Origin of the sequence: Xanthomonas sp. Leaf148, assembly GCF_001423585.1 — a bacterium.
GTDB lineage: Bacteria > Pseudomonadota > Gammaproteobacteria > Xanthomonadales > Xanthomonadaceae > Xanthomonas.
In genome coordinates this window covers 730,248-755,909 of the sequence record NZ_LMOP01000008.1, presented here as the reverse complement: position 1 = coordinate 755,909, position 25,662 = coordinate 730,248, and the positions used below count along the sequence as shown (strand labels likewise).

Here is a 25,662-nt window from a genome sequence, read left to right as displayed (position 1 = left end):
ATGAGCGACGTCCTTCCGATTATTCTGTCCGGCGGTTCCGGCACGCGCCTATGGCCGTTGTCCCGCGAGTCGTATCCCAAGCAATTCCTGCCGCTGGTTGGCGACAAGAGCATGTTGCAGGCCACCTGGTTGCGTTCGGCGCCTGTGGCCGGACATTCACCTATTGTGGTTGCCAACGAAGAACATCGCTTCATGGCCGCCGAGCAGTTGCAGCAACTCGGCGTAAAGCCGTCCGCGATTCTGCTTGAGCCCAAGGGGCGGAACACCGCACCGGCGATTGCTGTTGCCGCGCTTGAAGCCACGCGTGACGGCGCTGATCCGCTGCTGCTGGTGCTGCCCTCCGATCATGTGATCCGCGACGAAGCCGCCTTCCAGGCTGCTGTGACCGTTGCTGCCGCCGCCGCAGAGCAAGGTAAGCTGGTGACCTTCGGCATCAAGCCGACAGCGCCCGAGACCGGCTACGGCTATATCAAGGCCGGTAGCGGTACCGGCGCCAGTGCCGTTGAGCGTTTCGTCGAGAAGCCCGACCTGGCCACCGCGCAGGGTTACCTCGCCAGCGGCGAGTACTACTGGAACAGCGGCATGTTCCTGTTCCGTGCCTCGCGTTACCTGGAAGAACTGCGCAAGTTCCACCCGGCTATTGCCGATGCCTGCCAGAAAGCCTGGGAAAACGGCAAGCGCGATGCCGACTTCACACGCCTGGACAAGGACGCATTCGCGGCCAGCCCGTCGGATTCGATCGACTACGCGGTGATGGAAAAGACCGCCGATGCGGTCGTGGTCCCGCTGGATGCCGGCTGGAACGATGTCGGTTCGTGGTCGTCGCTGCTGGACGTGTCCGAGCAGGACGCCCACGGCAATGCGCATCATGGCGACGTGATCCAGGTGGACTGCCGCAATACCTATGCCTATGGCTCGCGTCTGATCGCCATGGTCGGCCTGGAAGACGTGGTCGTCGTCGAGACGCCGGACGCCGTGCTGGTCGGTCACCGCGATCGTATTCAGGAGGTCAAGGACGTGGTTGGCCGCATCAAGGCCGACGGCCGGTCCGAAGCCACCTGGCACCGCAAGGTCTATCGTCCGTGGGGCGCCTACGATTCGATTGACATGGGCCAACGTCATCAGGTCAAGCGCATTACCGTCAAACCCGGTGCAGTGCTGAGCCTGCAGATGCACCACCATCGCGCCGAACACTGGATCGTGGTGAGCGGTACCGCTGAAGTCACCCGTGGCGACGAGGTCCTGCTGCTGACCGAAAACCAGAGTACCTACATCCCGCTGGGCGTGACTCACCGTTTGCGCAATCCGGGCAAGTTGCCGCTGGAGTTGATCGAAGTACAGTCCGGCAGCTATCTGGGCGAAGACGACATCGTGCGTTTTGAAGATACCTACGGGCGCGCCTGATCGGTCGCCTGCAGGATCTGTTTTAGAAAAACAGCCGGGATTCCCGGCTGTTTTTCATTGCGGGTCGGTTGCGCAGTATCACACCGCCACCTGATCGCTGCGGTTAGCGTTTGGCCACAGCCAACTCGGCAATCACCTGCTGCAAACCGACCTGCCACTGCGGCAGCACGATGCCGAAATCGTTCTGCAGCTTGTCGATCGATAACCGCGAGTATGCCGGCCGCTTTGCTGGAGTCGGGTAGTCCGCCGTGGTGATGGGCACGACACGCGGCGCGCGCGCCAGCAAACCCGCCGCGACGGCTTCCTCGAAGATGGCCTCCGCAAACCCGTGCCAGTTGGTCTGGCCGGCAGCAGTCAGGTGCCAGGTGCCCGATGTGCCGGGGCTGCGTTGACGCAGCAGCTGCGCGGTGACATCGGCAATCAATGCCGCCGGCGTTGGTGTACCGACTTGGTCGGCAACCACGCGTAGCTCATCGCGCTCTGCACCCACGCGCAACATCGTGCGCAGGAAGTTGGCGCCATGCGAGGCGTACACCCAGGCAGTACGCAGGATCAGATGCTGAGCGCCTGACGCGCGGATCGCCTGCTCACCAGCGAGCTTGGTTTCGCCATACACACCCAGCGGCGAAGTTCTCGCGTCTTCCAGATAGGGCTCGCTGCCCCGCCCGTCGAAGACATAGTCGGTGGAGTAATGCACTAGTGCCGCGCTATTGGATGCACACCACGCTGCGATCGCGCCGACGGCATCCGCATTCACTCGCCTGGCCACGATGGGATTTGATTCCGCACCATCCACCGCAGTGTAGGCAGCAGCATTCACGACACAGGACGGGGCCAGACGGCCGAGCACTTCCTGCAAACGCTCCGGATGATCCAGATCGGCAACCACGCATGGTCGTCCGTCGGCGAGCATGCCGTCACGCGTTGCAAACTGCAGCTCGGCAACTCCATGGAGTGCACGCTGAAGCTCGCGACCGAGCTGCCCGTTCGCGCCCAACAGCAATATGCTCATACCGAGTGGTAGCGAGGAAGCTGCTCAACGGCCACCTGATCCAAAAACGGAGCAACTGCATCTTTCTTCGAAAGAATTGGATCACTAATCGGCCAATCGATTGCAAAGCGCGCATCATCCCAGCGCAGCCCGGCATCAGCCTCTTTTACGTAGACATCGGTACACAGATAATTGAAAACAGCAGTCTCCGAAAGCACTGCGAAGCCGTGAGCGAAACCCTCAGGAATCCAGAATTGCCGACGGTTCTCGCGACTCAGCACCACCGCCTCCCATTGACCGAAGGTAGGCGAGCCAACGCGGATATCGACCGCAACGTCATAAACCTCACCTTCCAGGACGCTGATCAGCTTTCCCTGCGGCCGAGGCCACTGATAGTGCAGTCCGCGGATTACCCCCCTCCCAGAGCAGGACACATTGCTCTGGACGAACTGCATGTTGAGCCCATGCTGTTTGAACCGCTCGTAATTCCAAGCCTCGAAAAAAAAACCGCGATCATCCGAGTGGACTACGGGTTCGATGACGTAACAGTCTGCTAGTGCGGTGGAAATCACATTCACAACTTGGCTCCTCGTAGAGCCAGTTCTTTGAGATAACGTCCATACCCATTCTTGAGCAGTGGCGCGGCCAGTGCCTCAAGCTCGGCAAGATCGATCCACCCTTGACCGAAAGCGATTTCCTCCGGACAGCAGACCTGCAACCCTTGCCGCGCCTGGATCGTTTCAATGAAGTTGGATGCTTCGTGCAGTGACTGGTGTGTCCCTGTATCCAACCATGCATAACCACGTCCCAACGCCTCGAGATGCAAATCACCCTCATCGAGATAACGCCGATTGAGATCGGTGATCTCCAGCTCGCCACGCGGCGACGGCTTCAACTCTGCCGCATAGTCTGCAGCTCTGCCGTCATAAAAATACAAGCCGGTAACAGCGTAGTTTGAACGCGGCACAGCGGGCTTCTCTTCAATGCCCACAACCTTTCCGTTCGTGTCGAACTCAGCTACTCCGTACCGCTCTGGATCATTGACCCAATATCCAAAGACAGTGGCACCTTCGTTACGCGTGTCTGCTCGGCGCAACATATCCGTCAAGCCATGACCATGAAAGATGTTATCGCCCAACACGAGACAGCTCGGCTTGTTGTCAACGAAGTCGCGGCCAATCAGATAGGCCTGCGCGAGCCCATCCGGACTTTGCTGCACGGCATATGAAATAGACATTCCCCACTGAGACCCATCACCAAGCAATGCTTTAAATAGCGACTGCTCATGAGGGGTATTAATAATCAACACCTCACGAATGCCTGCAAGCATCAGCACGCTAAGCGGATAATAAATCATCGGCTTGTCGTACACCGGCAGCAGCTGTTTGCTGACGCCTTTGGTGATGGGATAAAGACGAGTGCCGGAGCCACCGGCCAGGATGATGCCTCGACGTTGCGTCATATGGTTCTCATAGGTTGTAGAGGACGTGCTCATTCATGAGTGTCGGCCATGGCACCAAGACGTTGCATACGGTAGCTACCATTCAGCACCCCGTTCACCCAGTCCTGGTGACCCAGATACCACTCCACGGTTTCGCGGACTCCTTGTTCAAAGGTGTATCTGGGCTGCCAACCCAATTGTGTCTTGAGCTTTGATGCGTCAATTGCATAGCGACGATCATGACCAGGCCGATCAGCCACGTAGGCAATTTGGCTTTCGCGTGGCTGGCCGTCTTCGCGAGGACGTAGTTCGTCGAGTAATGCGCAGATGGCGCGCACAACTTCGATGTTCTCCCGCTCAGCATTGCCGCCCACGTTGTAGGTTTCACCGACCTCGCCCTTCGCCAGAACGGTCCGAATGGCCTCGCAATGGTCGCTGACGAACAGCCAGTCGCGTACCTGTTTGCCATCGCCGTAAACCGGCAGCGGCTCGCCAGCCAGTGCCTTCGCGATCACCAGCGGAATGAGCTTTTCAGGGAAGTGATACGGGCCGTAATTGTTCGAGCAATTGGTCGTCAGCACCGGCAAGCCATAGGTGTGATGGAACGCACGCACCAAGTGATCCGATGCTGCTTTGGATGCCGAATACGGCGAATTCGGCGCATAAGGCGTGGTCTCGGTGAACTTGCCGGTCTCGCCCAATGTGCCGTAGACCTCGTCAGTGGACACGTGCAGGAAGCGAAAGCGCTGCTGCGGTCCATCAGGCAATCCCTTCCAATAATCGCGAACGGCTTCGAGAAGCGCTAGGGTGCCGACAACATTGGTTTGGACGAACGCGCCAGGTCCGTCGATCGAGCGATCTACGTGGCTTTCTGCTGCAAAGTTCAGTACCGCGTCAGGCTCGTACTCAGACAGCAGTCTGGCGACCAACGCGCTATCGCCAATGTCGCCTTTGACGAACACATGGTTTGGGTCTCCATAGAGCGACGCCAGCGTATTGAGATTCCCCGCATACGTAAGCGCGTCGAGATTGACCACCCGCACACCGCGAGAGACGGCTTCCAGAACGAAGTTGCCGCCAATGAAGCCGGCGCCGCCGGTTACAAGCCAAGTTGCCACTGCCCTCTCCTAATCGCGCGGTCTGCCGCGCTCCGCTTTTTTAAGCCACACAGGATATACGCTGCGCGCAATTCCGGCCCGCGTGACTGGCCCTTGAGCTTCACCAGTGCTGCGCTGCACCACCATACGCCATCGCATGGTGGATGCTCCCCGGTTAGAATGGGCGCACTCCCGAGCCTGCCGCCGCGGCCGGGCCTTCCCGCAATAGCTGAAGGATCTCGTACACGATGAAAATCCTCGTCGCCTACAAGCGCGTGGTGGACTACAACGTCCGCATTCAGGTCAAGCCGGATGGCTCCGGCGTGGTGACCGACGGCGTCAAGCTCTCGCCCAACCCGTTCGACGAAATCGCCCTGGAAGAAGCATTGCGCCTGCGCGATGCCGGCATCGCCACCGAGGTGGTGGTCGCCACCCTTGCACCGGCCGATGCTGCCGCACATCTGCGCAACGGCCTGGCGATGGGTGCCAACCGCGCTATCCATGTGGTAACCGATGCTGCCATCCAGCCACTGACTGCAGCACGCGCGCTGCTGAAGCTGGTCGAAAAAGAGCAGCCCGATCTGGTCATCCTGGGCAAGCAGGCCATCGACGACGACGCCAACCAGACCGGCCAGATGCTGGCCACCTTGTGGGGCCGCCCGCAGGCGACCTTCGCGGGCAAGCTGGTGGTCGCCGATGGCAAGGCCACGGTGACGCGCGAGGTCGATGCTGGCCTGGAAACGCTGGAGGTCGACCTGCCAGCGGTGATCACGACCGATCTGCGCCTGAACGAGCCGCGCTTCATCAAGCTGCCGGACATCATGAAGGCCAAGAGCAAGCCGATGGAAACCCTGGCATTCGCTGATCTAAGCGTGGACGCGCACGACAGTCTCACCACCACCCACTATGCGGCGCCGGCCAAGCGCAGCCGCGGCGTGATGGTCAAGGACGCCGCCGAACTGGTGGCCGCACTCAAGCAGAAGGGGTTGTTGTAATGGCCAAGATTCTTGTCGTCGCCGAACACCTCAACGGCCAGCTCAATGCGGCCACCGCCAAGACCCTGAGCGCTGCCCTGGCGGTATCGGCCGAGTCGATCGACGTGGTCGTACTGGCGGCCGACCCGGCCGCCGTTGCAGCCCAGGCCGCACAGCTGGCCGGTGTCGCCCGGGTGCTGACCGTGGCCAACGCCGCCAACGAACACGCGCTTGCTCAGGTGCTTGGGCCCCAGATCGCGCAGCTGGCCGGCCAGGGTTACACCCATGTCTTCGGTCCCTCCACCACCTTCGGCAAGGACCTGATGCCGGTCGTGGCCGCGCTGCTGGGCGTGAACCAGATTTCCGACCTGATGACCGTCGAAGGCGCCTACACTTTCAAGCGCCCGATCTACGCAGGCAACGCCATCATTACGGTGAAGGCTCCGGCCGACCAGATCGTCGTGGCGACAGTGCGTAGTGCCTCGTGGCCGGAAGCGGCTAGGGGCGGAAGCGCAGCAGTCGAGCCCGTTAGCATCGAGGTCGCACTGCCGACCCATACTCGCTTCATCGACCTGGCAGCAGGCAATTCCGACCGCCCCGACCTGCAGAGCGCCAAGCGTGTGGTGTCCGGTGGCCGCGGCGTGGGCTCGGCAGAGAACTTCAAGCACATCTACAGCCTGGCCGACAAACTCGGCGCCGCCGTTGGTGCCTCGCGTGCGGCAGTCGATGCCGGCTACGTCCCCAACGAGCTGCAGGTCGGCCAGACCGGCAAGATCATCGCGCCGGAACTGTACGTGGCAATCGGCATCAGCGGCGCCATCCAGCATCTGACCGGCATCAAGGACGCTGGCACCATCGTGGCGATCAACAAGGATCCGGAGTCGCCGATTTTTGAGATTGCGGATATTGGGTTGGTGGGAGATTTGTTTACGTTGCTGCCTGAGTTGGAGGCTGCGCTGAGCTAGCTCCTGCCGGAAGCTCCCCACGGCACTGAAATTTTGCCGTTGGCCGATATTGCCGCCACCCTCTACAATCCTACGCAAGTATTATTACAGACAAGCGCAACGATGCAGAGCCTTTCCGACGCCATATCACTACCACCACGGGTTTCCGTGGTGGTGCCTGTGTACCGCGGTGCACTGTCAATTGGCAATTTACAACAACGACTGGACTTGGCATTGAGCGGGATGCAGGGCGGCCATGAGATCATATTCGTGGACGACCGTGGCGGTGATAACTCTTGGGAAGTGATTCAGGCCCTGAGTAATTCATACCCTCATGTCAGTGGCATCCGGCTCAGCCGAAATTTTGGCCAACATGCCGCAACACTATGCGGCATTTCCAAAGCTCGCGGAGAATGGATTGCGACAATCGACGAAGATTTGGAGCAACCGCCCGAGTCATTACCGGCAATGCTGGCCAAAGCCGAAGAAGGGTATTCGGTCATCTACGGCGTTACCGAACAGCGTAGTCACGCAAAATGGCGCAACTTTACTTCCGAAGTTGGGCGCAGCCTTTTTAAATTCGCCATTCCTACACTTAATCGAGAATACACATCCTTCCGCGTGATTCACCGTTCAGTGGCAGCAGGACTTGATCGATTTCAGTCACCCTTTACCTTCATCGACGGTTATATCTCATGGATAACACATGATTACGCCACAGTAATCGTGCCACATGACGAAAGAACACACGGCACCAGCAGTTACAATCTGCGAAAACTGATCGCACATATGATTAATATATTTGTGACGTTTTCAGATTTACCCTTGCGTGTTGCAACATGGCTAGGGGTAGGAGCCTCCGTTGGTGGAGCCATCTGGGGCCTCACCATCCTGATTGCAAAGCTGACGGGCGCGCTGGGGGTAAGTGGCTATGCTTCAATCATGGCGGGAATGATGTTTCTTGGCGGCATCCAGCTGCTTATTCTAGGAATATTTGGCGAATACCTCGCTCGTATCAATTTTAAAACTGCTTCGATGCCCCTGTTCTTGGTCGAGCAGGAGACTAAGAGTTGAAGCCTCTATTGATCATTGGTGCATCCTCATTTGGCAGGTTGCTTCTTGTACTCGCGGAGGATGCGGGCCGTCGAGTGAAGGGTTTCGTCGACGATTTCACCACAGGCAATGAGGTGCATGGCTGTATTGACGATTTAGGACAAACTCTATCGCCAGCAGACTATGAACTTGTGATGGCGATCGGCTACAACCATCTTGAGCGTCGATATTCACTTTTCAATCAGTTATCAGCTGCAGGTTTCTTTTTCCCAGTGCTCCAACATCCTGCTGCCCACGTCAATCGCACCGCAATCGTTGACGCTGGCACGATGATTATGGCCGGGGCGAACGTCGACGCTTTCGCAGAAATTGGTCCCGCTTGCGTTTTATGGCCTGAGTCGACAATCAGTCATGATTGCCGTATCGGCGCCAACACATTCGTCAGTCCGGCGGCCACACTCTGTGGATTCGTCGAGGTAGGGAACTCAAGTTTCATTGGTGCAAACAGCGTCGTTATCGATAGCTCAATCCTGCCATCCGCGTCATTCGTAAAAGCCGGCAGTCGCCACAACAGCAGACCCCAAAAGAAATGAACTCCATCAAGCGAGTTGCGGTATTACAGTCAAGCTACATTCCATGGAAAGGTTACTTCGACATCATTCATGATGTTGATACCTTTATTTTCTACGACGACGTGCAATTTACGTATCAAGACTGGCGGTCGCGCAACCGCATAATCGCTAACGGTGCGCCATTGTGGCTGACCGTACCAACTGGTAGTGACATTAAGCGTCTGATCAATGAGGTGAAGCTACCGAACGCGGCCTGGCAGCGCAAGCATTGGTCGACGCTGCGCCATGCTTACACTAAGGCTCCGCACTTCAAGCAGTTCGCCGAACTCTTCGAAGAGCTCTATCTGGGCCGCGAATGGATGTCACTTTCGGAGATGAATCAGCATCTGACCCGTGTTATCGCGCGAGAAATCTTGGGTATCCAAGTGGAATTCCGTAGTTCCACCGAATTCTCGCTCAATGGCAGCAAGCTTGAACGCCTAGTGGATCTAGTTCGCCAATCCGGCGCTACTCACTACTTGTCGGGACCTGCAGCCAAAGCATATATTGAACCCACTGCATTCGAGAAGATCGGCGTAGCCCTGCAGTATAAAGACTATGCTGGATACCCCCAATATAGGCAACAAAGCGAGACGTTCGAACATTCCGTGAGTGTATTGGACCTGATATTCAACACAGGCGACAACGCTTCAGACTTCATTTGGGACTGGCGCAACCGGTCTTGACTTTGCTCAGGTGCGTGCTTACTTCGTCACGGTGTCCGCCCGTGCAGATCCAGCCAAGCTTCCCGCACTCGAACGTTTGTCTCCCTTGAGCAGATAACTATGGCTTATTTTTTCGTCGCGCTGACCATCATGCTCACGGTATATGGTCAATTGGTACTTAAGTGGCAAGTTGGTCTGTACCCCCAACTGATCGGCCATCCATTTAGCCTACACAACATTGTCGCCCTACTACTTAAGCCTTGGGTCCTATCCGCTTTTGTCGCTGCGTTTGGTGCTTCGATTTGCTGGATGGCTGCAATCAGCAAGCTCCCGTTGAGTCGAGCCTACCCCTATATGGCGGTCAATTTTCTCTTGGTCTCATTGATGGCCTCCTGGCTTTTTCATGAGCAGCTCAATGGCTACAAGCTAGCAGGCACTGCGCTAATCATGCTGGGAGTCCTCGTCCTTTCCCGCTCCGCTGGCTGACAACACCAGCTCCCTCCGTTCCTGTGAAGAGTGCTCCATGATTCCGTTCAACAAGCCCTATATGACTGGTCGCGAGCTTTCGCTGATCGCCCAAGCCCATAGCAACGGACATCTCTCCGGTGATGGCCCGTTCACCAAGCGCTGCCATGCGTGGCTGGAGCAAAACACGGGAGCAAATCGCGCATTGCTGACGCATAGCTGTACTTCGGCCTTAGAAATGGCCGCGCTTCTTCTGGATCTGGAAGAAGGCGATGAAGTCATCATGCCCTCTTATACTTTCGTTTCCACCGCCAACGCCTTTGCCTTGCGTGGCGCGAGTCCGGTATTCGTTGATGTACGGAACGATACGCTGAACATCGACGAGCGATTGATCGAGGCAGCAATCACCCCCCGAACCAAAGCGATCTGCGTGGTCCATTACGCAGGAGTGGCGTGTGAAATGGACGCAATCATGGCGATCGCTGAACGCCACAACATAGCTGTGGTCGAAGACGCTGCGCAAGCCATCATGTCCACCTACAAAAGTCGCCCCTTAGGCACTATTGGTGAAATGGGTGCGTTGAGTTTCCATGAAACGAAAAACATCATTTCTGGTGAAGGTGGCGCGCTACTTTGTCGAGACCGCACCCATGCCGAGCGTGCCGAAATCATTCGGGAAAAAGGCACCAATCGGAGCCGTTTCTTCCGTGGCCAAGTAGACAAGTACACCTGGGTCGATGTGGGCTCTTCCTTCCTTCCTGGAGAAATCACTGCCGCGTTTCTGAGCGCGCAGATGGATGCAGCTGAACAAATCACCGCGCAACGTTTGTCTATCTGGGACAAGTACCACGCCTGGGCTGAAACGCATGAGCGTAATGGTTTAGTGCAGCGTCCGACTGTGCCCTCGCATTGCACCCACAATGCCCATATGTACTACCTGCTGCTGCCTTCACTGGACGTACGTACCCGATTCATCGCCGAGATGAAGCAGCGGGACGTGCAGACAGTGTTTCATTACATCCCGCTGCACTCATCCCCGGCAGGCTTAGCGCACGGTCGTCGCGGCTCGGAAATGACGGTCACCGACGACATCAGTGCCCGTTTGGTACGCCTTCCATTGTGGGTAGGCGTTGGACAGCATATGGATGCCATCCTGCAGCATGCCGACGACGCGCTAAATGTAGTCCAGGGCTAACCGGAATCCCTGCCCAGGCAACGCAGCATTGCCTGGGTAAGCCGCAAGATTCGCTCACCTTCCATTTCCTCATACAGCTTGGTCATTGCTGACCTATCGTTACATTTAGAAGGTAAATTTTTCTTTATCTAGTCCGCACCTGTCGCGTGTGGAAGTTCACCGTAGCGTTGCCTGTGTAACGTATTCTGACGAGAAAAATTCTAAACGAACTCGGCAGCAGGCAATCGTGCAGCAATGCCCACACAGTCAAAGCTTGACAAGCCACGACCCCAGCTGTTCATTATTGCCTGGTGGAGGCACGTCAAAAGAAGATTGGCGCGCATCCACCACAAAGGTACGCCAGTTCCGCTTAATGGGTGTAACTTGGGTCCAGCGTTGATGCAAGCGTTGACCGTCACTAGATCTGCCGCCTGGGCTTGCATGGCTCTGACTTAATGCGTGATCATCGGTATGTCCGCTCAGTGAGCGTATACCTATTAGCTCCCTCTTGAAGGATCCGAGATGGCTCAGAAGACTACCGGCCTCCATGCAGTTTTGTCGGCCCCCTGGGCCTATGACCTGTTGCAGAATTTACTCGGGGCACACAGGGGGAGAACACAGCTGGTGAGAGATCACATTCGCCCTGGCCAGGAATTCACGATCCTGGATATCGGCTGTGGGACCGGCGAAATCGTTCCACATCTTCCCGGAGACAGTAGCTACCACGGCTTCGACCTTTCGCCTTTGTACATTGACTCTGCGAAGCGCAGATTTGGCCAACGGGCCACTTTCCACTGCATGGACATTGCGGACTACCAACCCACGGACAACAGCAAGCTGGCAGATGTTGTGCTCGCGATAGGCATTCTTCACCACCTTGATGATGGGATCGCTCATAAGTTGATAGAAGGTGCACGTAGCAAGCTCAAACCAGGTGGACGACTCATCACCATGGATGGCGCCTTGGTCGAAGGTCAATCTTCAATGGCAAGAAGCCTTATTCTGCGAGACCGTGGCCAGAATATCCGTACGCCGGATGAGTACCTTGCGCTGGCCGGAAAAGCATTTGATCGTATCAAGATGACCATCCGGCACGACATGATCTATGTCCCTTATACACACTGCATCATGGAATGCAGTGCCTAACAATCTATTTTATGCGTATGTCCATCGCCCACCATGCCACCCGCGCTAGGGCGCGGCTGACATGGCGAGCTACCGCTAGGGAATAGGCGAGAGTGTTACACCCTTGTAATTAACTATACCTTCACCATTGCAGATAACCCGAAGTTCCAGATTCTGCACTGGCTGACTTAAGCTAAATTCAATGACATAACTGCTTTGATCATTAGCCACGACGGCCATTGCACCTAAGGTCTGAGTGCCTCCCCCGGCAACGACATCCACTGTTGCGACTGCCGGCTTGCCGCCCTCAGTTTTACCTGATACGTCAAAGGAAGCGCGATAGCGCCCACGCCCCAACTGCATGTAAGGTCCAAACTGGAGAAAGCCAGACTCACCTAGACGCGCCTGCAAAGCTCCCTCCGCCTCTATCCATCGACCCACAGTCTTCATGCCATCAGGTACGGCCCAGATGCGCTGAGGACCATGCAAACGAATACCCCACCCTGGCAAATTTCCAGACAAATTATCCTTAAAAACAAAGACATGCATACCCTGGACCGTGGCCTCCCGCACAGGTTGGCCCACATAACGGGTCAGCGTGCTCCAATCAACAGCACTAACCTCTGCATCTGTGAGAAGCAGGAACGTCTCACCCTTCCACGCTTCCGGCTCATACCAGCGATTGGAGGAAAGGTGACGCATGGGCAGCGGCAAGCCCTTGGGAATAAGGATTTGGCGCACTTTGAGTTCGTTTCTGCCTAAAACAGTAAGCGCTCCTGCATTCCAGTAACTGGCATAGCCATAGCGAAGTCCCATGCTTTTCAGCTCATCGACCAGTTCCTCGCGTTGCAGATTCTTCCAACCCGGATGGATCAGCGAGTTTGGGTTGATGCGAACTATGCTATTAGACGCAAGAAGTACACCCAGACCAACAACCATCATAGTTTCGAACCAGGAAGCTTGTTTGAGTGGTGTGCAAAACAACACCATTAGGCCCAGCACCAACGCCGGAGTCAGATAACGCGCTGAAACCAGGGGATTGTTCATGTCGGGCACTGTAGTCGTGACTTGCAGGAACAAGAAACACAGCGCGAGTCCTGCAACAGCACCGCCAATGTAACGCGCTCTGGGAGCCTGATTGCTACACAGCTGGACAACCTTGCATGCAATCAACACGAGAACGATCAACCCCGCTATCAATCGGAGCGCAGCATAAATACCCGAACGGGAAATGACATCGCCATTGACTACCGGCAGGGCTCCCAGCAACCCCATCAAGCCATGGATCGCCTGCAGGGCGTTTCGCGTCATGCCATTGAAATCGAGCCAGCGCGCAGCGCCTGCTCCGGCATTATTATTTACATGACCCAATGACCAAAAGCTGATCACTGATCCCAAGATGAAACCGGCTATCGTCATCACAATCACCGGTCTCATCGCGAGCAGGCGATCCTTCCATCCATCACCCCACAGATAAGCCGCTAACCCGCAGTAAAGCGGAAGAACATATGAGGCTGCGGCACGCTGTGGATTGCTCCATGTCACCAATGTCGTCAAGGTAAACAGCAATATCCACCAAACGGGACGACCCCTGCTCACGGAGGCCATCGACCTCCAACTAAGCATAATCATCAGGCATGTTAGTGCTAGCAGAACACCGTATGCTGCCTGTCCGAACATGTCCTCGGCAAACGTAGTGGAAACACCTCCGGCGAGCACAGCCAGGGATAAAAGTCGCTGCCCTAAAGTGGCACCTAGCAGACTAGTAAACCACCATCCGCTACCGAGGACGAGCAATCCTGTAACAACACCAGCCACAGCAAAGAGTGTGTAGCTGTTGTCAAAGAAGAAAAGTAAACCCCATACGAGAAGGTGAGGAAAAACCACCATCAGATCTTTATTGACATAGTTCCAGTCTTGCGGAAAGAAACTACCTGTTTCATGCATTTCCTGCGCGAGCAGATTACGGACCGATGAATCGGAGTGAAAGTAACCCCGGTAGTATGAAAACAAAAACACACAAAGCAGCATCACGTTCACCGCAAGCAATATGCCGGCAAGTGATGTACGTACTGAATTGCTGGATAACACAGAGCGAAGTAGCGCGACTGATCGCTCGACCCTAAAGCGCATCCCCGTAACCGACTTTGAAGATCCCTCAATCACTCGATTGCCCCGTACATCCAAGACAGAGTGGAAGAAAAGTCGAACTTCGGCAATGCCTCCACTACTGACCTCAGCTTATTGTTAGAACCGCGCAGTGATTTAACTTCGTTGGCACGAACGAAGGACGGATTGACCCGAACCTTGATAGCGTGGCCGGACAGATCGCGTAAAGTGTCGATGACTTGCTCCAAAGACCATTCAACGCCCGAGCAGACGTTGTAGACTTCTCCCGCAGCTGGTAGTGCCAGCAGGCGTCCATATAGCTGCGCAACATGGCGAACATCGTAGAAATCACGTGACACGTCCAAATTGCCCAGTTCGATGACCTCGTCCCGGCGCTGAAAATGCGACACGATTTTCGGGATCAAAAACCGTTCGGATTGGCCCACGCCGGTGTAATTGAAGGGGCGCACGATCGTAATCGGCAGCCGATCAGCCCAGAGTTGAGCCATTGCCTCCATTGCCATCTTACTTACCGCGTAGTCATTCTGTGGAAACAGAGGTGACTGTTCGTCCAAAACACCTCCAATATTCCCATAAACGTTTGCGCTACTGACCAACAAGATATGCGACGGAGGCGACGGCAATTCGGCCAGAGCCTCGAGCAAATTTCGGGTACCGACAATGTTTACCCGATAGATCTCCTCCGCATCGCCATGGGCGACGAACGAAATCGCCGCCAAGTGAACGACCGCATGCGGTCGCAGAGTCTGCAGTACGTCGCGCAGAGCGTCGCGATTTAGCAAATTGACAGAACTGGAGGTTGTCGTGCCGGTAGATGACAGTTGCACCACCTCCCAACCTTCGGCTCGCAATTGGTCAATAACGTAGCGCCCGGTGAAACCGGACGCTCCAGTGATCAGTACCCGCTTGCCCAAACCCTCAGAAGGAGAAACCACGTTCATTCCTTTTGAGATCGGCTTCGACCATCATCTGGCACAGCTGTTCCAATGTGGTCTGAGGCTTCCAGCCCAGAACGCGCTCGGCCTTCAGCGGATTACCAATAAGTAAATCAACTTCTGCCGGGCGATGAAACTTGGGATTGATCCGCATCACAGTCTTGCCGCTGGCAGCGTCGACGGCGGTTTCATCCTGATCCTTACCGCGAAACTCTATATCGATTCCGGCACCCTTGAAGGCCATCTGCACAAAATCGCGAACGGTTTCGGTGCGATTGGTCGCGAGCACGAAGGTATCCGGCTCGTCGGCTTGCAGCATGCGCCACATACCTTCCACATACTCCTTAGCGAAGCCCCAGTCGCGCTTCGCATCCAGGTTGCCCAACTCCAAACAATCAAGCCGACCCAACTTGATCTTAGCGACAGAGTCAGTAATCTTACGAGTGACGAACTCCCGTCCGCGCAGCGGGCTTTCATGATTGAACAAGATGCCGCTGGACCCAAAGATGTTGTAACTTTCACGGTAGTTCACCGTGATCCAGTGTGCGTAAAGCTTAGCCACACCGTATGGGCTACGTGGGTAGAAGGGGGTCTCCTCGATCTGAGGAATGGCCTGTACTTTCCCGAACATTTCCGAAGTCGATGCTTGGTAGAAACGGGTCTTTGGATTGATCAAACGGATTGCTTCTAGCAGGTGCAGTGCGCCCACGCCGGTGATCTGCGCGGTAGTCGTGGGTTGCTCGAAGCTAACGCCAACGAAGCTTTGCGCTGCCAGATTGTAGATTTCATCCGGCTGGATCCGCTGCAACATCGCGATAGTAGTACCAAGATCTGTCAAGTCGTACTCGACCAGCTCAAGGTTGGGATGATTGGTAACGCCAACCTCGTCGAGACGCCAAAAGTTAACCGAGCTGGTGCGACGATAGGTACCGTAGACCTTATATCCTTTCTCTAGCAACAACTCTGTCAGGTAAGCGCCGTCCTGCCCAGTGACGCCGGTAATAATTGCCTTTTTCATAATCTTTCTTCTTCTTCAATGATAAGTGAGGGTTAGAGAATCTAAATACTCAGCCGCAGCTTTGCGGCACACGATGGTCATGGACTCGATCCGTGCGGCGCTTCATTCAGAACACCTGCTGCAACTAGCCAATCAGACCAGGCGACCTCAACCACACCTCTCCAACGTAGATGACGCTTAGCAGACTCAGCCGAGGGCGCGCCAGCGGAGAGGATGAAAATATCGCCGACACGCGCATCAACTGGCTCATCACATAGCATACTCGTCGGGCAGCCGAGCAGCTCTAAAGTGAACTGACGGGCATAACTGTAAATTCCATCGTCTGAAACTATGACCGGCTCAATCCGCCAGCCTACTGGGGGCGCGAGCAACAAATCGCGTAGGGCATCCCGACCAATCGCGACACTGCGTTCGGCCAACGCTACAACATCGACGAATACCTGTTTCGCAGGTTGCGGCAATGATGAGTTCCATGCCAATGCCTGACCCAAAGCTTCTTCGTTGATCACATTGCCGCCATCAGCCAAATAGCGCCCAAGAGACGACATCAACTGCTGCTGGGAGCCCTGAACTGGTACGTAGAACTCTTCAATCGTTTGAGCATAGGCATCTGCACAGCGCCGCGGCTGGTGGTGCTCAGTCATCAGCGCCTTGGCGGCCGCGGACAACTGCGCTCGTAGCACCTCATCTTGATAGAGAAGCGCTAATGCATCCCGCAAAGCACTATTGTCAAAGTCGTTGGGCAGTTTGATGACCACATCATCAGGTAGGTCGTCCATTGAGCCATTCGCATTAACGATCGTCGCTAGTCCATAACTGAGAGCATCCAGGACGGCTGCCGAAGTCTCTCCCCGGGACATTGTGCGCAGCTGTACAGCGACATCTGCCGCTTGCAGATAACCGCGGAAGTCATCCTGCGTAACGAACCCCGTTATGCGGATGCGTTCACCTGCCGAAGTTGAACGAATCTTCTTATCCAGTGCTAGTCCGTATTCGTTTGGATCTGCGCCGCCGACGAAGACAAGATAACAACGGTCGTTGTTGGCCAAAGGAGACGCTAGCCATGCGTCAACCAGCTCAATATTCAGCTTGGTTGGTGCAGTGAAGCCAAAACTGCACACCAAAAATGCATCCGACGGCAAATCAAAATTATCTCGCACAGCAGCCCGGGATGAAGGAAGTTGCGCAGGTGCACGTAAGAGAGGTACCTCTTTCCAGCGTAGCGTGCTGCTATGTGGGTAATACTGACAGGCCATACGGGTCGACACGGCCGAGTGGACAATCAGACCAAGTGCCGCTGCGAGAACCGTAAAGTTGCAGGGATAATTCAGTAAAACGGGTTCATGTTGCCTAGCGGCGAGTGCAGGCAGAGGTGCATAACCGTGTGATCGATATAACACATCAGACCAGGATCCCTTCACGCCGAGCATGAGCTCGCGATAAGCAAACATTCCGCTCAAGAAGAAATCGTGCAGCACAACGACACCCGGGACTCGCTCGAGCATCTCAACCATGTGGACGTGGAATTCGGAGTTACCGAAATGATAGACGACCCGATCATAACTACGCCCATGAAGCTCGAACCAGGCGAGATCGCGTATACGAGCTGCGCCCGCCACAGCCGGGTTATCGACACTGGGCTGCGCTACGATTACATCAATCTCGTAGTGTCGTGCTAGTTCAGGAATCAGGTCCGCACTATAGTCCGCAATACCACTTCGTTCCGGGGGAAGGGGAGAAACATAGGCAAGCCGCGGACGCATAAGTGGGAGCGGTCGCGTGCAAGCCTCCTCCATTGCGTTGAGGGCGCGGATTGCGCTCGCGTCCCACGAGAACTTCGTGGCTTGGCCCGGAGCATGCGCAAGGAGACGCTGCCGAAACGGCTCATCAGTCAAGCCCTGATGCATTTTTCCCATGATGGCATTTTCATCACGCGGATCAAAAAGAGCCTCTTCTAGACCAATCACTTCAGGCAGGCTCGATGTGGACGCGCCGATAACCGGTGCGCCACATTGCATTGCTTCGAGAGCGGGCAGACCAAAGCCCTCATGCCACGAAGGAAATACGAACAAGCGTGCCGCGTTGTACAGCTTAACCAAATCTTCGTCAGGCACGAACCCAGTAAGAACAAGCTCATCGTCACGTAGGCCAGAGTCACGCGCCAACCTTTTCAACATCGCACGCGCATCATCATTTATCGAACATACGATGGCCAGCTGATGCGTGGCGCGCACGTCCTTCGGAAGCAGCGCGTAAGCCCGTATTAGCCCTTCTACATTCTTCCGATGATCAATCCCGCCCGTATACATTACATAAGGCAGGAAAAGCGAATACTTACCAAGCAGTGCCTGCTTATCCCATGAACCAGCCGGCAGGCATTTGAAACCATCATCGATTGCCGAAGAAATATTGACAACTTTATCCGTTTCGAATCCAAGATGATCGATAGCTTCCTGGGCTGCGGAAGCGGAAATACCTAGAAGCAGATCTGCACGCCGCAAATGAGCAATTTTTCTAAAGTACCATTGCGCCATCTCCGGGTTATCCAGGTAGCGCTTCTTATAAATCATAGGAATAAGATCAAACAACGTCACCGCAGTCCGCAGTGGCTGCACTCCAGAATTAATACATGTGATCGCACAATCACTCCAGCCTTCAAACAAACTGGAGACGTGCACGATGTCCGGCTTCAACGAAGCGAAGAAAGCTTCGCGAACACGCCCTTCAACCCCTTCGTCTACAGCCATCCCCTCCGACGATGACATCCATATGTGGAAACGCCAGGAGGGAAGCGAGTCTCCAAATGCAGCTCGGATGAGCTCAATACTGTCGCCCAAGCGCGCATTGAGTGCTACATGGATCTCGTGCGAGCCGGCGTTACGCACCATCGCCAACGCCAAGGACAACGAGTAGCGCCCAATGCCGCGAAAGCGACTACCGGTCTGTGCACCCTGAAGATCGATAACGATACGCACTAATACTTGCCTCTCGTCGCGGCATAGCGCAAACGCAACAAGCTCTGACGCGCATATGCGGAAATGCCCTTAGGCAGAGGCTCGGATAGCTTCTGCGACACTGCACTGACCTCACTTTCAGCTAATGTTTTCTGCCGATAATCCACTACTTCAGGGCCCACCGACGCTCTGTGGAGTTGACGAACGCGCATTCCGAGACCGGGACTTGTCGCAAGCACACGCCGCACTAATCTCCGCATTATCGGAGAACGGGCCGCGCGCCGCGTCACGCCATGCACGAAGCGCCCAGCATCGGCCTTAACTTTGCCAGACAGTCGACGCAGAGCTAACGTCGGCATTTTAATAACCCAACGTACCAGACGCGACAATGATCGCAGAGGACCAGTTACAAGCCAAGAGGTACTAGAATGGATAGCCCTTAGGTCGGCATATAGCCTTGCTACATCGTCAACCGCAGCATTACGTTCTCGCTCTAATCGTTCTTGAAGTGCATCAGCACCAGCCATTATCTCTGTCTGTCGGATAAGTAGCGTACGTTCACGCTCAGCTGAATCAATACGTTGTTGAAGGAGGACATGCTCAAGCTGGACGATGGAGTCACGTGATGACGCTTGCTCAGCCTGCAGGCGGGCATTTTCGCCTTCGATCAACCACAGATTATGGCGCGCACTAACAACATCCTCCTTCAGCTTCGCGGCGAAGGTAGACGTTGCGGTACCCGCCAAGGAGAAACGATCGAATACGTTGGGACCAACACGGAACGCATCTTCGATCCATGGATGCATATCATTGACATAGAAGCGGTTCAATCCATCAAAGTAAACGAAGCGGTATCCCTTACTCGTGACCAAGGCTTCCCATTCATCATGGTTTTGCTCTTGACTCATAGGCTTGGTGCTTTCGATCACAAGTATCCATGGACGGCGATTTCCCTGCCAGCCCTCAAGTACCTGCCGTTCGGCTCCCTCAACATCTATCTTCAACCAATGGATGTCGCCATCGACGATCTCAAGCACCTTATCAAGAGACACTATAGGAACAACTTCACGCCTGACTTCACGGCCGTCGCGCTGATAGTCTTTGGCCAAATCTTCACGAGAGGTGCTCAGCCCCGTCCCCGACATAGCGAAGAACTCGCCGATCCCCTCATCCGATCCGACCATGACTTGCAGAACTACATCGCCAGGACGCTCGTTGCGAAGCTGATCCGCATAAAACGACATCGGTTCGACGTGGACTCCTTTCCAGCCATGCTCATGAAAAGCACGACTTACAGAATCTTCGAAAGCACTTTGTGCGCCCACATCCACGTAGTTACCGGCAACAACGCCTCCAAGCGCACGCCACAACATCACATCTTCGAAGTTCTGCGCGTACGAAATGATCCCCTCGGTCACGCGACACCTCCGCGGCTATCCAAGTCCTGAGCTCCTTCACGATCGATCGAGAATCTGGCATCCAACCAACTAGTACCGATGAAAACATCACGATCGACATTCACCACATCGAAAACCAGTAAGTTATCGATCCACTCATAGTTATTCTCGAGATGATTGTCTCCGCTTACCAAAGCAGGGGACACAGAGTAGGATCCCTGGCCGAGGGTGCATGTAAATTCCAACGAAAAAACAACGGAATCACCGGCAACAAGTTCCCGTTCAACCTGCCCTGTATGCCAAGTGTTAGTCCCCCAAACAACATGCCCGAATTTATCGCGCAGCATGTATCCGAGCACCAATCGCTCCACATCGACATGAACTCCAGCCACAAGTTTGAGCTTCACCTTTTGACCGACCTTCGCCACACGGATCGGGCTACCGTCAGCATCACACAGTGCAAGCGATTCGCACGTCACCTCACGCGTTCCACTACGTGTCTGCAACCAACCGTCGTCTTCCCGGCGTTGTTCGATATGGAGCGTCTCGTTTTCCTTTTTCGCTACAAGCGCGTTGTAAAAATCAACGACTTCATCAGGCGCCCCATCTTTCAGCACACGCCCTGCGTCAAGCAAGATAACGCGATCACAGAGCGTCTTGACTTCAGACATACCGTGCGAGACGAAAAGGATGGACGTTCCCTGCTCACGAAAAGTACGAATACGGTCAAAGCTCTTGTGTTGAAAGTATGAGTCACCGACCGACAGCGCTTCATCCACGATTAGTATGTCTGGCTTAAATGCCGTTGCGACACTGAAAGCGACGCGCATCTGCATTCCGCTGGAATAAGTGCGTACTGGCTGATCAAAATATTCCCCGATTTCAGCGAATGCTTCGATATCAGGCATTGCCTCAAGCACTTGCGAAACCTCATAACCCATCAATCCTGAAGCATGAATGACGTTTTGGCGCCCAGTCAATTCAGGATTAAAACCCATACCTAGCTCTAGAATCGCTGCGATGCGTCCATTGTGATCTGCACTACCAACCGTGGGCCGCACGGTGCCCGTCACGATTTTAAGCAACGTACTCTTGCCCGCACCATTCTGACCGATCAGACCTATTGTCTCACCAGCACGGACATGCAGATTTATATCGTTTAATACCCAATGCTCTTCAATCGGCTGCGTCGGAAATCCGAGCCACGATGCAATACGCTTCCATTCACTACCCCAATTGCGATATGCCTTGCCGACACCGGAAAGAATCAACTCACCGTTCATAACACGTCCACCATTTCTGAACTTGCACGACGAAACAAGAGCAGCGCTATTGGACCAACGACGAGCGTTATTACCAAAAGCCATGTTATCCCTCCCCATACGGGAGGCTTATCGTAAAGCAGAACGTTTTGGTAGCTAGTCACAAGTGGGTAAAGAGGATTCAGTGCAAAAATACCCTGAACATGCTCCGGCAGTATACGAATGTTGTAAACAATTGGAGTTAACCAGAACAATGCCTGCAGCACAACCGGCACCACCTGTCCAATATCGCGCATGAAGACGTTCAACACACCAAGAAGAAGGCCAATTGACATTGCGAATGATAAGGTAATTAGCATCAATACCGGCAACCATAACGCATTAAGACCAGGCAGGTGACCTAGCGCAGCGAAGACTAAGAAGATGGCGAAAAGTAATAATATGTTATTGACCAACATGGTCCCGCCCGCGATAAATGGCAAGCAGATTCGGGGGAACGACATTTTTTTCATGAGGTTACCGCTGTCTACGAATAGCGTGACGCACCTACTAAGTGTCTCAGCGAACAAACTCCAGCACAGCGTGCCCGACATAAGGTAAAGCGCGTAGGCGTACTTATTATCTATACCAGGCAACTTCGCCGACAACACTGTGGACAGGATCGTTGCGAAGATCAACACCTGGAGCAACGGATGGATGATCATCCACAAACCACCAAGCTTGCTACGCACGAACCTTATCTTCAGGTCGTTCCGTATGGAAGACAACACAAAATGTCTATAGCCCCAAAGGGCTCGCAACATATCATTCATTGAGACGCCTCACCGGCACTACATGTGGCCACCGCAAAAGATCGCTGCGGAGGAAAAGACTTAAAAGGATCGACATTATTTAAAACATCTTGCTGCGAAAGACCGCACTGTATAGAAGCCCCGCGCGTTATTTTTGAAGATAAGTGAATTGCACGCAGCATATTCCGGAGACGAATAGACGGCGATACCCCAGCCTGCTCTTGAGCTTCTGCAAGCGAGCGACGCGGAAGAATTGCGGATATGTCGACGACCCCACGCCTGCGCAATGCATTGAGACCATCTACATCCGGTACAAGAACGCGGGCGCAGTGCCTGACTTGAGTAAGCAATGAATCCGACCATGCAACAATGTCTTCATCATTCTCCAACAGCAGCACGATGCTCGTCCGTCCCACTCTTAGTTGCGCCAATAGCAGCTCAAGTTGATCTTGCGCTATTAGTCCTATTTGGTAGTGAATGAGCACCCAAGTTGGATTCAAAGCTTCTATTTCGGCCAACAGGACTTTCGCGCAATCTATTGATTCGCCGCGCCAGCATGGCAGGGATTCCACTTTCATTTCGACGTTGTTGACATCAAGTTCGGAAAGGATCCTCACCTCATATGGCAGTCCATGGATGAGCTCACTGACTGCAATAGAGGCACTTCGCTTGCAGTCGAGCGAGCCCACCCAGGCAACCTTGGGCATTGAATCATCTTTTGGCAACCTCGAAACATCGCTGGCGAAATGCAGCAAACGATGCGCAGCAGCGGACCATGTGAAGTGCTCACTCAGCAGACTCTGACCACGCTTGGTGCGGAGACTGCGTACCTCTTCAGGCAGTTCCCAGACCTCCCTTAGAAGCCGAGACAGGTGCTCCGGGGATGGCTCTGCCCACACGGAATCCGGCAGGTCAAAAATAGTATCTGCTTTCGCGAACTCATAATCGATCAACCACGAAGTCTCTGGAGTACAGAAATCGCACTGCCCTCCCCAGCCAGTGGTGATTACCGCCAAGCCTGACATCATTGCCTCAGCCAATGGCAATCCAAATCCCTCCGCGCGACTTGGAGCAACCATGACATGACATTGTGCATAAAGGCTTTTCAATTGAGCACTGTCGACATCCTGTTCAATGAAGATGACATGAGGAAAGCGCGCGTTATTTTTTTGCAGCTGATGTAGAAGATGCCTGACGTTTTGCTGAGGGTTAGCAAATGTTTTGATAATCAGCGTTACATCATCAGCATCGTTAAATACCTCAGCGTATGACTGCAACAGAACGTCTACACCTTTTCGAGGTAAGCAGGATGAGACGTGGAGAAACCGAAAGCTACGAGCATTCAGTGGAAACACGCCATCGTCCGAGACTCGACTCCAGTGATCAACGCCCGCCCCACACACCCCAATAGGCAAGCCAACCCCGTTGTCGATCAGTACTTTGCAGACATGAGACGAGAGGGCACTGATGCCTTGAAGGAACTCATTGAAATCTTCGATCCATGCAGACGGGATTTCGGATTCCTCCCATGCATAAGCGTGTAGAAAGTTAAAGCGTGAATCCATGTCGGCGACACGGGGTGGGTAGAGGAGGCGGCTGCTGACGTCAGCCTGACGGGGTATCAGCCGAGCAGCCTGGGCGTGTAGCTTTTCGAGTTCGGGAACCGACTTCATGAACTGCGGGTCCGGGAGAATGTCCCCGATACCATCAGTAGAGTGAAGAGCAACATGCAGACCCAAATCATTCAATGCTTTTGCTAACTCACGATTCACAAGAGCCAGGCTGTAGCTGCTATCGAAGGGACCTTCGACTCTCCACGAAGGCTTAGCAGCCAACGGCTCGCGGTGACGATAGGCATTCCTGATCATCTCTTCGTTTGCCGCCAATGCGGCGGCAGCAGACATCAGATCATGGTCATTGGCAGCAACTGACGCGCTATCCACATCCACCAACTCACCGATAAGCACACACCTGTCGGCGCCTTGGGTGTCCAGCATGTGCGCCCATCCTCCTATCGCCTCCCCTGTCCGAGCGCGGCTCTCAAATGCATCTAGCGCCCGCGAGGCGCTTGAGGCCCAAGAAAATTCATGAGACCTCCGTAATCCATACTGCCGCAGATCTTGTGCAAAGGCAGGCTCACACAGTACTCGCTCGATTGCCACCGCAATCGCCGAGGGATTCTTCGGATCAAACAGAGCATCACGTCGCGCGAGCACCTCAGGAATGCTAGTAAGGTTTGAGCCAATAACAGGCGCACCACATGCCATCGCCTCAAGAATGGGGAGCCCAAATCCCTCGTGCAGCGACGGAAACACAAAGAGTTCAGCGCCGCTATATAGTTGCGCGAGCTCTAGATCCGAGACATGTCCCACCAATACAAGGCGATCCGGTGCGATGCATAGTCGATTCGCAATCAGCCCTAACCGGTCACGCTCCAATGAGCTCAGCCGCCCGCTGACGACCAACTGGCAACGAGCTATTGAAGCTGCTGAGAGCATCGAATACGCGACAAGCAGGCATTCTAGATTTTTGCGAACATCCATTGCCCCGCTATACATCATGTAGGGACCAAGAATTCCATAATCGATTGAGAAGCGTTGTCGAATTTCAAAGTCAACAGGAATTGGCTTGAAAGTGCTTGCAGCAGCGGATGAGATATTGACAATGCGTTCTGCAGGGATAGAGAGCATCTCCATCGCGTCTGATCGAACATAGTCGGAAATTGCCAACAACAAGTTGGCACGCTTTAACGAGGCCAATTTATCCTGATACCACCGCTCCGCCCAGGCGGCAGAAAGATATTCAGAGTGATGCATCGGGATGAGATCATAGAGCGTCGCTGCAGTAAAAACGGATTCCGGGCTAGCCCCGATCGACGTCACGGCGCAATCCTGCGAACCCTCCATCAAGCTCGACACATGGACGACATCAGGTTTAAGGGCGCGCAGGAACGCTTCCCGCGCACGCTCAGAAGCCATGCGGCGCCAGCAATTCGCCGAGTCCTGCCAATGCGTGGATTGCAGGGTTCGAAAAGAAACTCGCCGTTCGGGTGGCACCAGAACTGCTATATCACCTAGATCAGGTGGGGCGATATCAGCGTTCGTGACAATCCAAAACTCATGATTGCGCGGCTGACGCAACATCGCTTCCGCCAAGGCGAGCGAATAGCGACCTATTCCACGATCCCGGCTACTGGTTTGAGCACCCTGCAAGTCAAGGACAATGCGCACT

21 protein-coding genes are annotated in these 25,662 nt (G+C 54.6%); 9 read left to right on the top strand and 12 right to left on the bottom strand.

The annotated features are described in order from the left end of the window. The gene (locus ASF90_RS07960; protein ID WP_055848146.1) at nt 1-1,404 is read left to right on the top strand and encodes a mannose-1-phosphate guanylyltransferase/mannose-6-phosphate isomerase; all 1,404 of its coding nucleotides are present in this window, start codon (nt 1-3) and stop codon (nt 1,402-1,404) included. 103 nt (nt 1,405-1,507) lie between these two features. Here ASF90_RS07960 and rfbD read toward each other — a convergent pair whose 3' ends face one another. From rfbD to rfbB, 4 genes are read right to left on the bottom strand one after another with little or no spacing between them, the layout of a single operon-like run. Further along, a complete protein-coding gene (rfbD, locus tag ASF90_RS07955) occupies nt 1,508-2,416 on the bottom strand; it encodes a dTDP-4-dehydrorhamnose reductase (RefSeq protein WP_055848144.1) in 909 nt (302 codons plus the stop codon). Beyond that, nucleotides 2,413-2,973: a dTDP-4-dehydrorhamnose 3,5-epimerase gene (rfbC, locus tag ASF90_RS07950; protein ID WP_055848141.1), complete on the bottom strand. Its 561-nt coding sequence runs from the start codon at nt 2,971-2,973 to the stop codon at nt 2,413-2,415. The genes rfbD and rfbC overlap by 4 nt, the downstream gene beginning before the upstream one ends. Continuing rightward, on the bottom strand, nt 2,970-3,857 hold the full coding sequence (gene rfbA, locus ASF90_RS07945; protein WP_055848139.1) for a glucose-1-phosphate thymidylyltransferase RfbA: 888 nt from the start codon (nt 3,855-3,857) through the stop codon (nt 2,970-2,972). The genes rfbC and rfbA overlap by 4 nt, the downstream gene beginning before the upstream one ends. 29 nt (nt 3,858-3,886) lie before the next feature. Then, on the bottom strand, nt 3,887-4,954 hold the full coding sequence (rfbB, locus tag ASF90_RS07940) for a dTDP-glucose 4,6-dehydratase (RefSeq protein WP_055848135.1): 1,068 nt from the start codon (nt 4,952-4,954) through the stop codon (nt 3,887-3,889). Nucleotides 4,955-5,181: 227 nt separating this feature from the next. Here rfbB and ASF90_RS07935 point away from each other — a divergent pair, with 227 nt between their 5' ends. From ASF90_RS07935 to ASF90_RS07910, 8 genes are all read left to right on the top strand, one after another. Then, entirely contained in the window at nt 5,182-5,928 is a 747-nt protein-coding gene (locus ASF90_RS07935; protein WP_055848133.1) for an electron transfer flavoprotein subunit beta/FixA family protein, read from the top strand. Beyond that, nucleotides 5,928-6,872 (top strand): electron transfer flavoprotein subunit alpha/FixB family protein, encoded by a 945-nt coding sequence (locus tag ASF90_RS07930; RefSeq protein WP_055848130.1) that lies wholly within the window; start codon nt 5,928-5,930, stop codon nt 6,870-6,872. Before ASF90_RS07935 ends, ASF90_RS07930 begins: the two co-directional genes overlap by 1 nt. Before the next feature lie 39 nt (nt 6,873-6,911). After that, on the top strand, nt 6,912-7,925 hold the full coding sequence (locus ASF90_RS21795) for a glycosyltransferase family 2 protein (RefSeq protein WP_153066579.1): 1,014 nt from the start codon (nt 6,912-6,914) through the stop codon (nt 7,923-7,925). Continuing rightward, on the top strand, nt 7,922-8,497 hold the full coding sequence (locus ASF90_RS21790) for a hypothetical protein (protein ID WP_153066580.1): 576 nt from the start codon (nt 7,922-7,924) through the stop codon (nt 8,495-8,497). The genes ASF90_RS21795 and ASF90_RS21790 overlap by 4 nt, the downstream gene beginning before the upstream one ends. Further along, nucleotides 8,494-9,201, top strand: coding sequence for a WbqC family protein (locus tag ASF90_RS07925; protein WP_055848127.1), 708 nt, complete (start codon nt 8,494-8,496; stop codon nt 9,199-9,201). Before ASF90_RS21790 ends, ASF90_RS07925 begins: the two co-directional genes overlap by 4 nt. Before the next feature lie 99 nt (nt 9,202-9,300). Beyond that, complete coding sequence (locus ASF90_RS07920; RefSeq protein WP_055848124.1) at nt 9,301-9,666, top strand: EamA family transporter; 366 nt, start codon at nt 9,301-9,303, stop codon at nt 9,664-9,666. Nucleotides 9,667-9,703: 37 nt separating this feature from the next. Next, a complete protein-coding gene (rffA, locus tag ASF90_RS07915; RefSeq protein WP_055848122.1) occupies nt 9,704-10,840 on the top strand; it encodes a dTDP-4-amino-4,6-dideoxygalactose transaminase in 1,137 nt (378 codons plus the stop codon). A 501-nt stretch (nt 10,841-11,341) separates the two neighbouring features. Continuing rightward, a complete protein-coding gene (locus ASF90_RS07910; protein WP_055848119.1) occupies nt 11,342-11,965 on the top strand; it encodes a class I SAM-dependent methyltransferase in 624 nt (207 codons plus the stop codon). Nucleotides 11,966-12,040: 75 nt separating this feature from the next. On the opposite strand, the gene ASF90_RS07905 is transcribed toward ASF90_RS07910, so the two are convergent. The 8 genes from ASF90_RS07905 to ASF90_RS21775 all read right to left on the bottom strand — a co-directional run bounded on the left by ASF90_RS07905 (nt 12,041) and on the right by ASF90_RS21775 (nt 25,661). Continuing rightward, the gene (locus ASF90_RS07905; RefSeq protein WP_156364961.1) at nt 12,041-13,984 is read right to left on the bottom strand and encodes a hypothetical protein; all 1,944 of its coding nucleotides are present in this window, start codon (nt 13,982-13,984) and stop codon (nt 12,041-12,043) included. 122 nt (nt 13,985-14,106) lie between these two features. Next, complete coding sequence (locus ASF90_RS07900; RefSeq protein WP_115560309.1) at nt 14,107-15,009, bottom strand: NAD-dependent epimerase/dehydratase family protein; 903 nt, start codon at nt 15,007-15,009, stop codon at nt 14,107-14,109. Next, nucleotides 14,993-16,027 (bottom strand): GDP-mannose 4,6-dehydratase, encoded by a 1,035-nt coding sequence (gmd, locus tag ASF90_RS07895; RefSeq protein WP_055848110.1) that lies wholly within the window; start codon nt 16,025-16,027, stop codon nt 14,993-14,995. The genes ASF90_RS07900 and gmd overlap by 17 nt, the downstream gene beginning before the upstream one ends. 77 nt (nt 16,028-16,104) lie before the next feature. Next, nucleotides 16,105-19,002 carry a glycosyltransferase gene (locus tag ASF90_RS07890; RefSeq protein ID WP_082473455.1) on the bottom strand — a complete coding sequence of 966 codons (2,898 nt, stop codon included), beginning with the start codon at nt 19,000-19,002 and terminating at the stop codon, nt 16,105-16,107. Continuing rightward, entirely contained in the window at nt 19,002-20,399 is a 1,398-nt protein-coding gene (locus ASF90_RS21785) for an FkbM family methyltransferase (RefSeq protein ID WP_082473454.1), read from the bottom strand. Before ASF90_RS21785 ends, ASF90_RS07890 begins: the two co-directional genes overlap by 1 nt. Next, complete coding sequence (locus ASF90_RS21780) at nt 20,396-21,661, bottom strand: ABC transporter ATP-binding protein (RefSeq protein ID WP_082473453.1); 1,266 nt, start codon at nt 21,659-21,661, stop codon at nt 20,396-20,398. The genes ASF90_RS21785 and ASF90_RS21780 overlap by 4 nt, the downstream gene beginning before the upstream one ends. Next, nucleotides 21,658-22,452, bottom strand: a complete 795-nt coding sequence (locus tag ASF90_RS07875; protein ID WP_115560197.1) for an ABC transporter permease — start codon at nt 22,450-22,452, stop codon at nt 21,658-21,660. Before ASF90_RS07875 ends, ASF90_RS21780 begins: the two co-directional genes overlap by 4 nt. After that, entirely contained in the window at nt 22,449-25,661 is a 3,213-nt protein-coding gene (locus ASF90_RS21775) for a glycosyltransferase (RefSeq protein ID WP_153066582.1), read from the bottom strand. Before ASF90_RS21775 ends, ASF90_RS07875 begins: the two co-directional genes overlap by 4 nt. Nucleotide 25,662: the final 1 nt, after the last annotated feature.

Excerpts from the sequence above, each read along its gene's own strand:
- ASF90_RS07960 (WP_055848146.1), top strand. The coding sequence starts at position 1 with ATGAGCGACGTCCTTCCGATTATTCTGTCCGGCGGTTCCGGCACGCGC.
- rfbD (WP_055848144.1), bottom strand. The coding sequence starts at position 2,416 with ATGAGCATATTGCTGTTGGGCGCGAACGGGCAGCTCGGTCGCGAGCTT.
- rfbA (WP_055848139.1), bottom strand. The coding sequence starts at position 3,857 with ATGACGCAACGTCGAGGCATCATCCTGGCCGGTGGCTCCGGCACTCGT.
- ASF90_RS07935 (WP_055848133.1), top strand. The coding sequence starts at position 5,182 with ATGAAAATCCTCGTCGCCTACAAGCGCGTGGTGGACTACAACGTCCGC.
- ASF90_RS07930 (WP_055848130.1), top strand. The coding sequence starts at position 5,928 with ATGGCCAAGATTCTTGTCGTCGCCGAACACCTCAACGGCCAGCTCAAT.
- ASF90_RS07925 (WP_055848127.1), top strand. The coding sequence starts at position 8,494 with ATGAACTCCATCAAGCGAGTTGCGGTATTACAGTCAAGCTACATTCCA.
- ASF90_RS07920 (WP_055848124.1), top strand. The coding sequence starts at position 9,301 with ATGGCTTATTTTTTCGTCGCGCTGACCATCATGCTCACGGTATATGGT.
- rffA (WP_055848122.1), top strand. The coding sequence starts at position 9,704 with ATGATTCCGTTCAACAAGCCCTATATGACTGGTCGCGAGCTTTCGCTG.
- ASF90_RS07910 (WP_055848119.1), top strand. The coding sequence starts at position 11,342 with ATGGCTCAGAAGACTACCGGCCTCCATGCAGTTTTGTCGGCCCCCTGG.
- gmd (WP_055848110.1), bottom strand. The coding sequence starts at position 16,027 with ATGAAAAAGGCAATTATTACCGGCGTCACTGGGCAGGACGGCGCTTAC.
- ASF90_RS21780 (WP_082473453.1), bottom strand. The coding sequence starts at position 21,661 with ATGAACGGTGAGTTGATTCTTTCCGGTGTCGGCAAGGCATATCGCAAT.
- ASF90_RS07875 (WP_115560197.1), bottom strand. The coding sequence starts at position 22,452 with ATGAATGATATGTTGCGAGCCCTTTGGGGCTATAGACATTTTGTGTTG.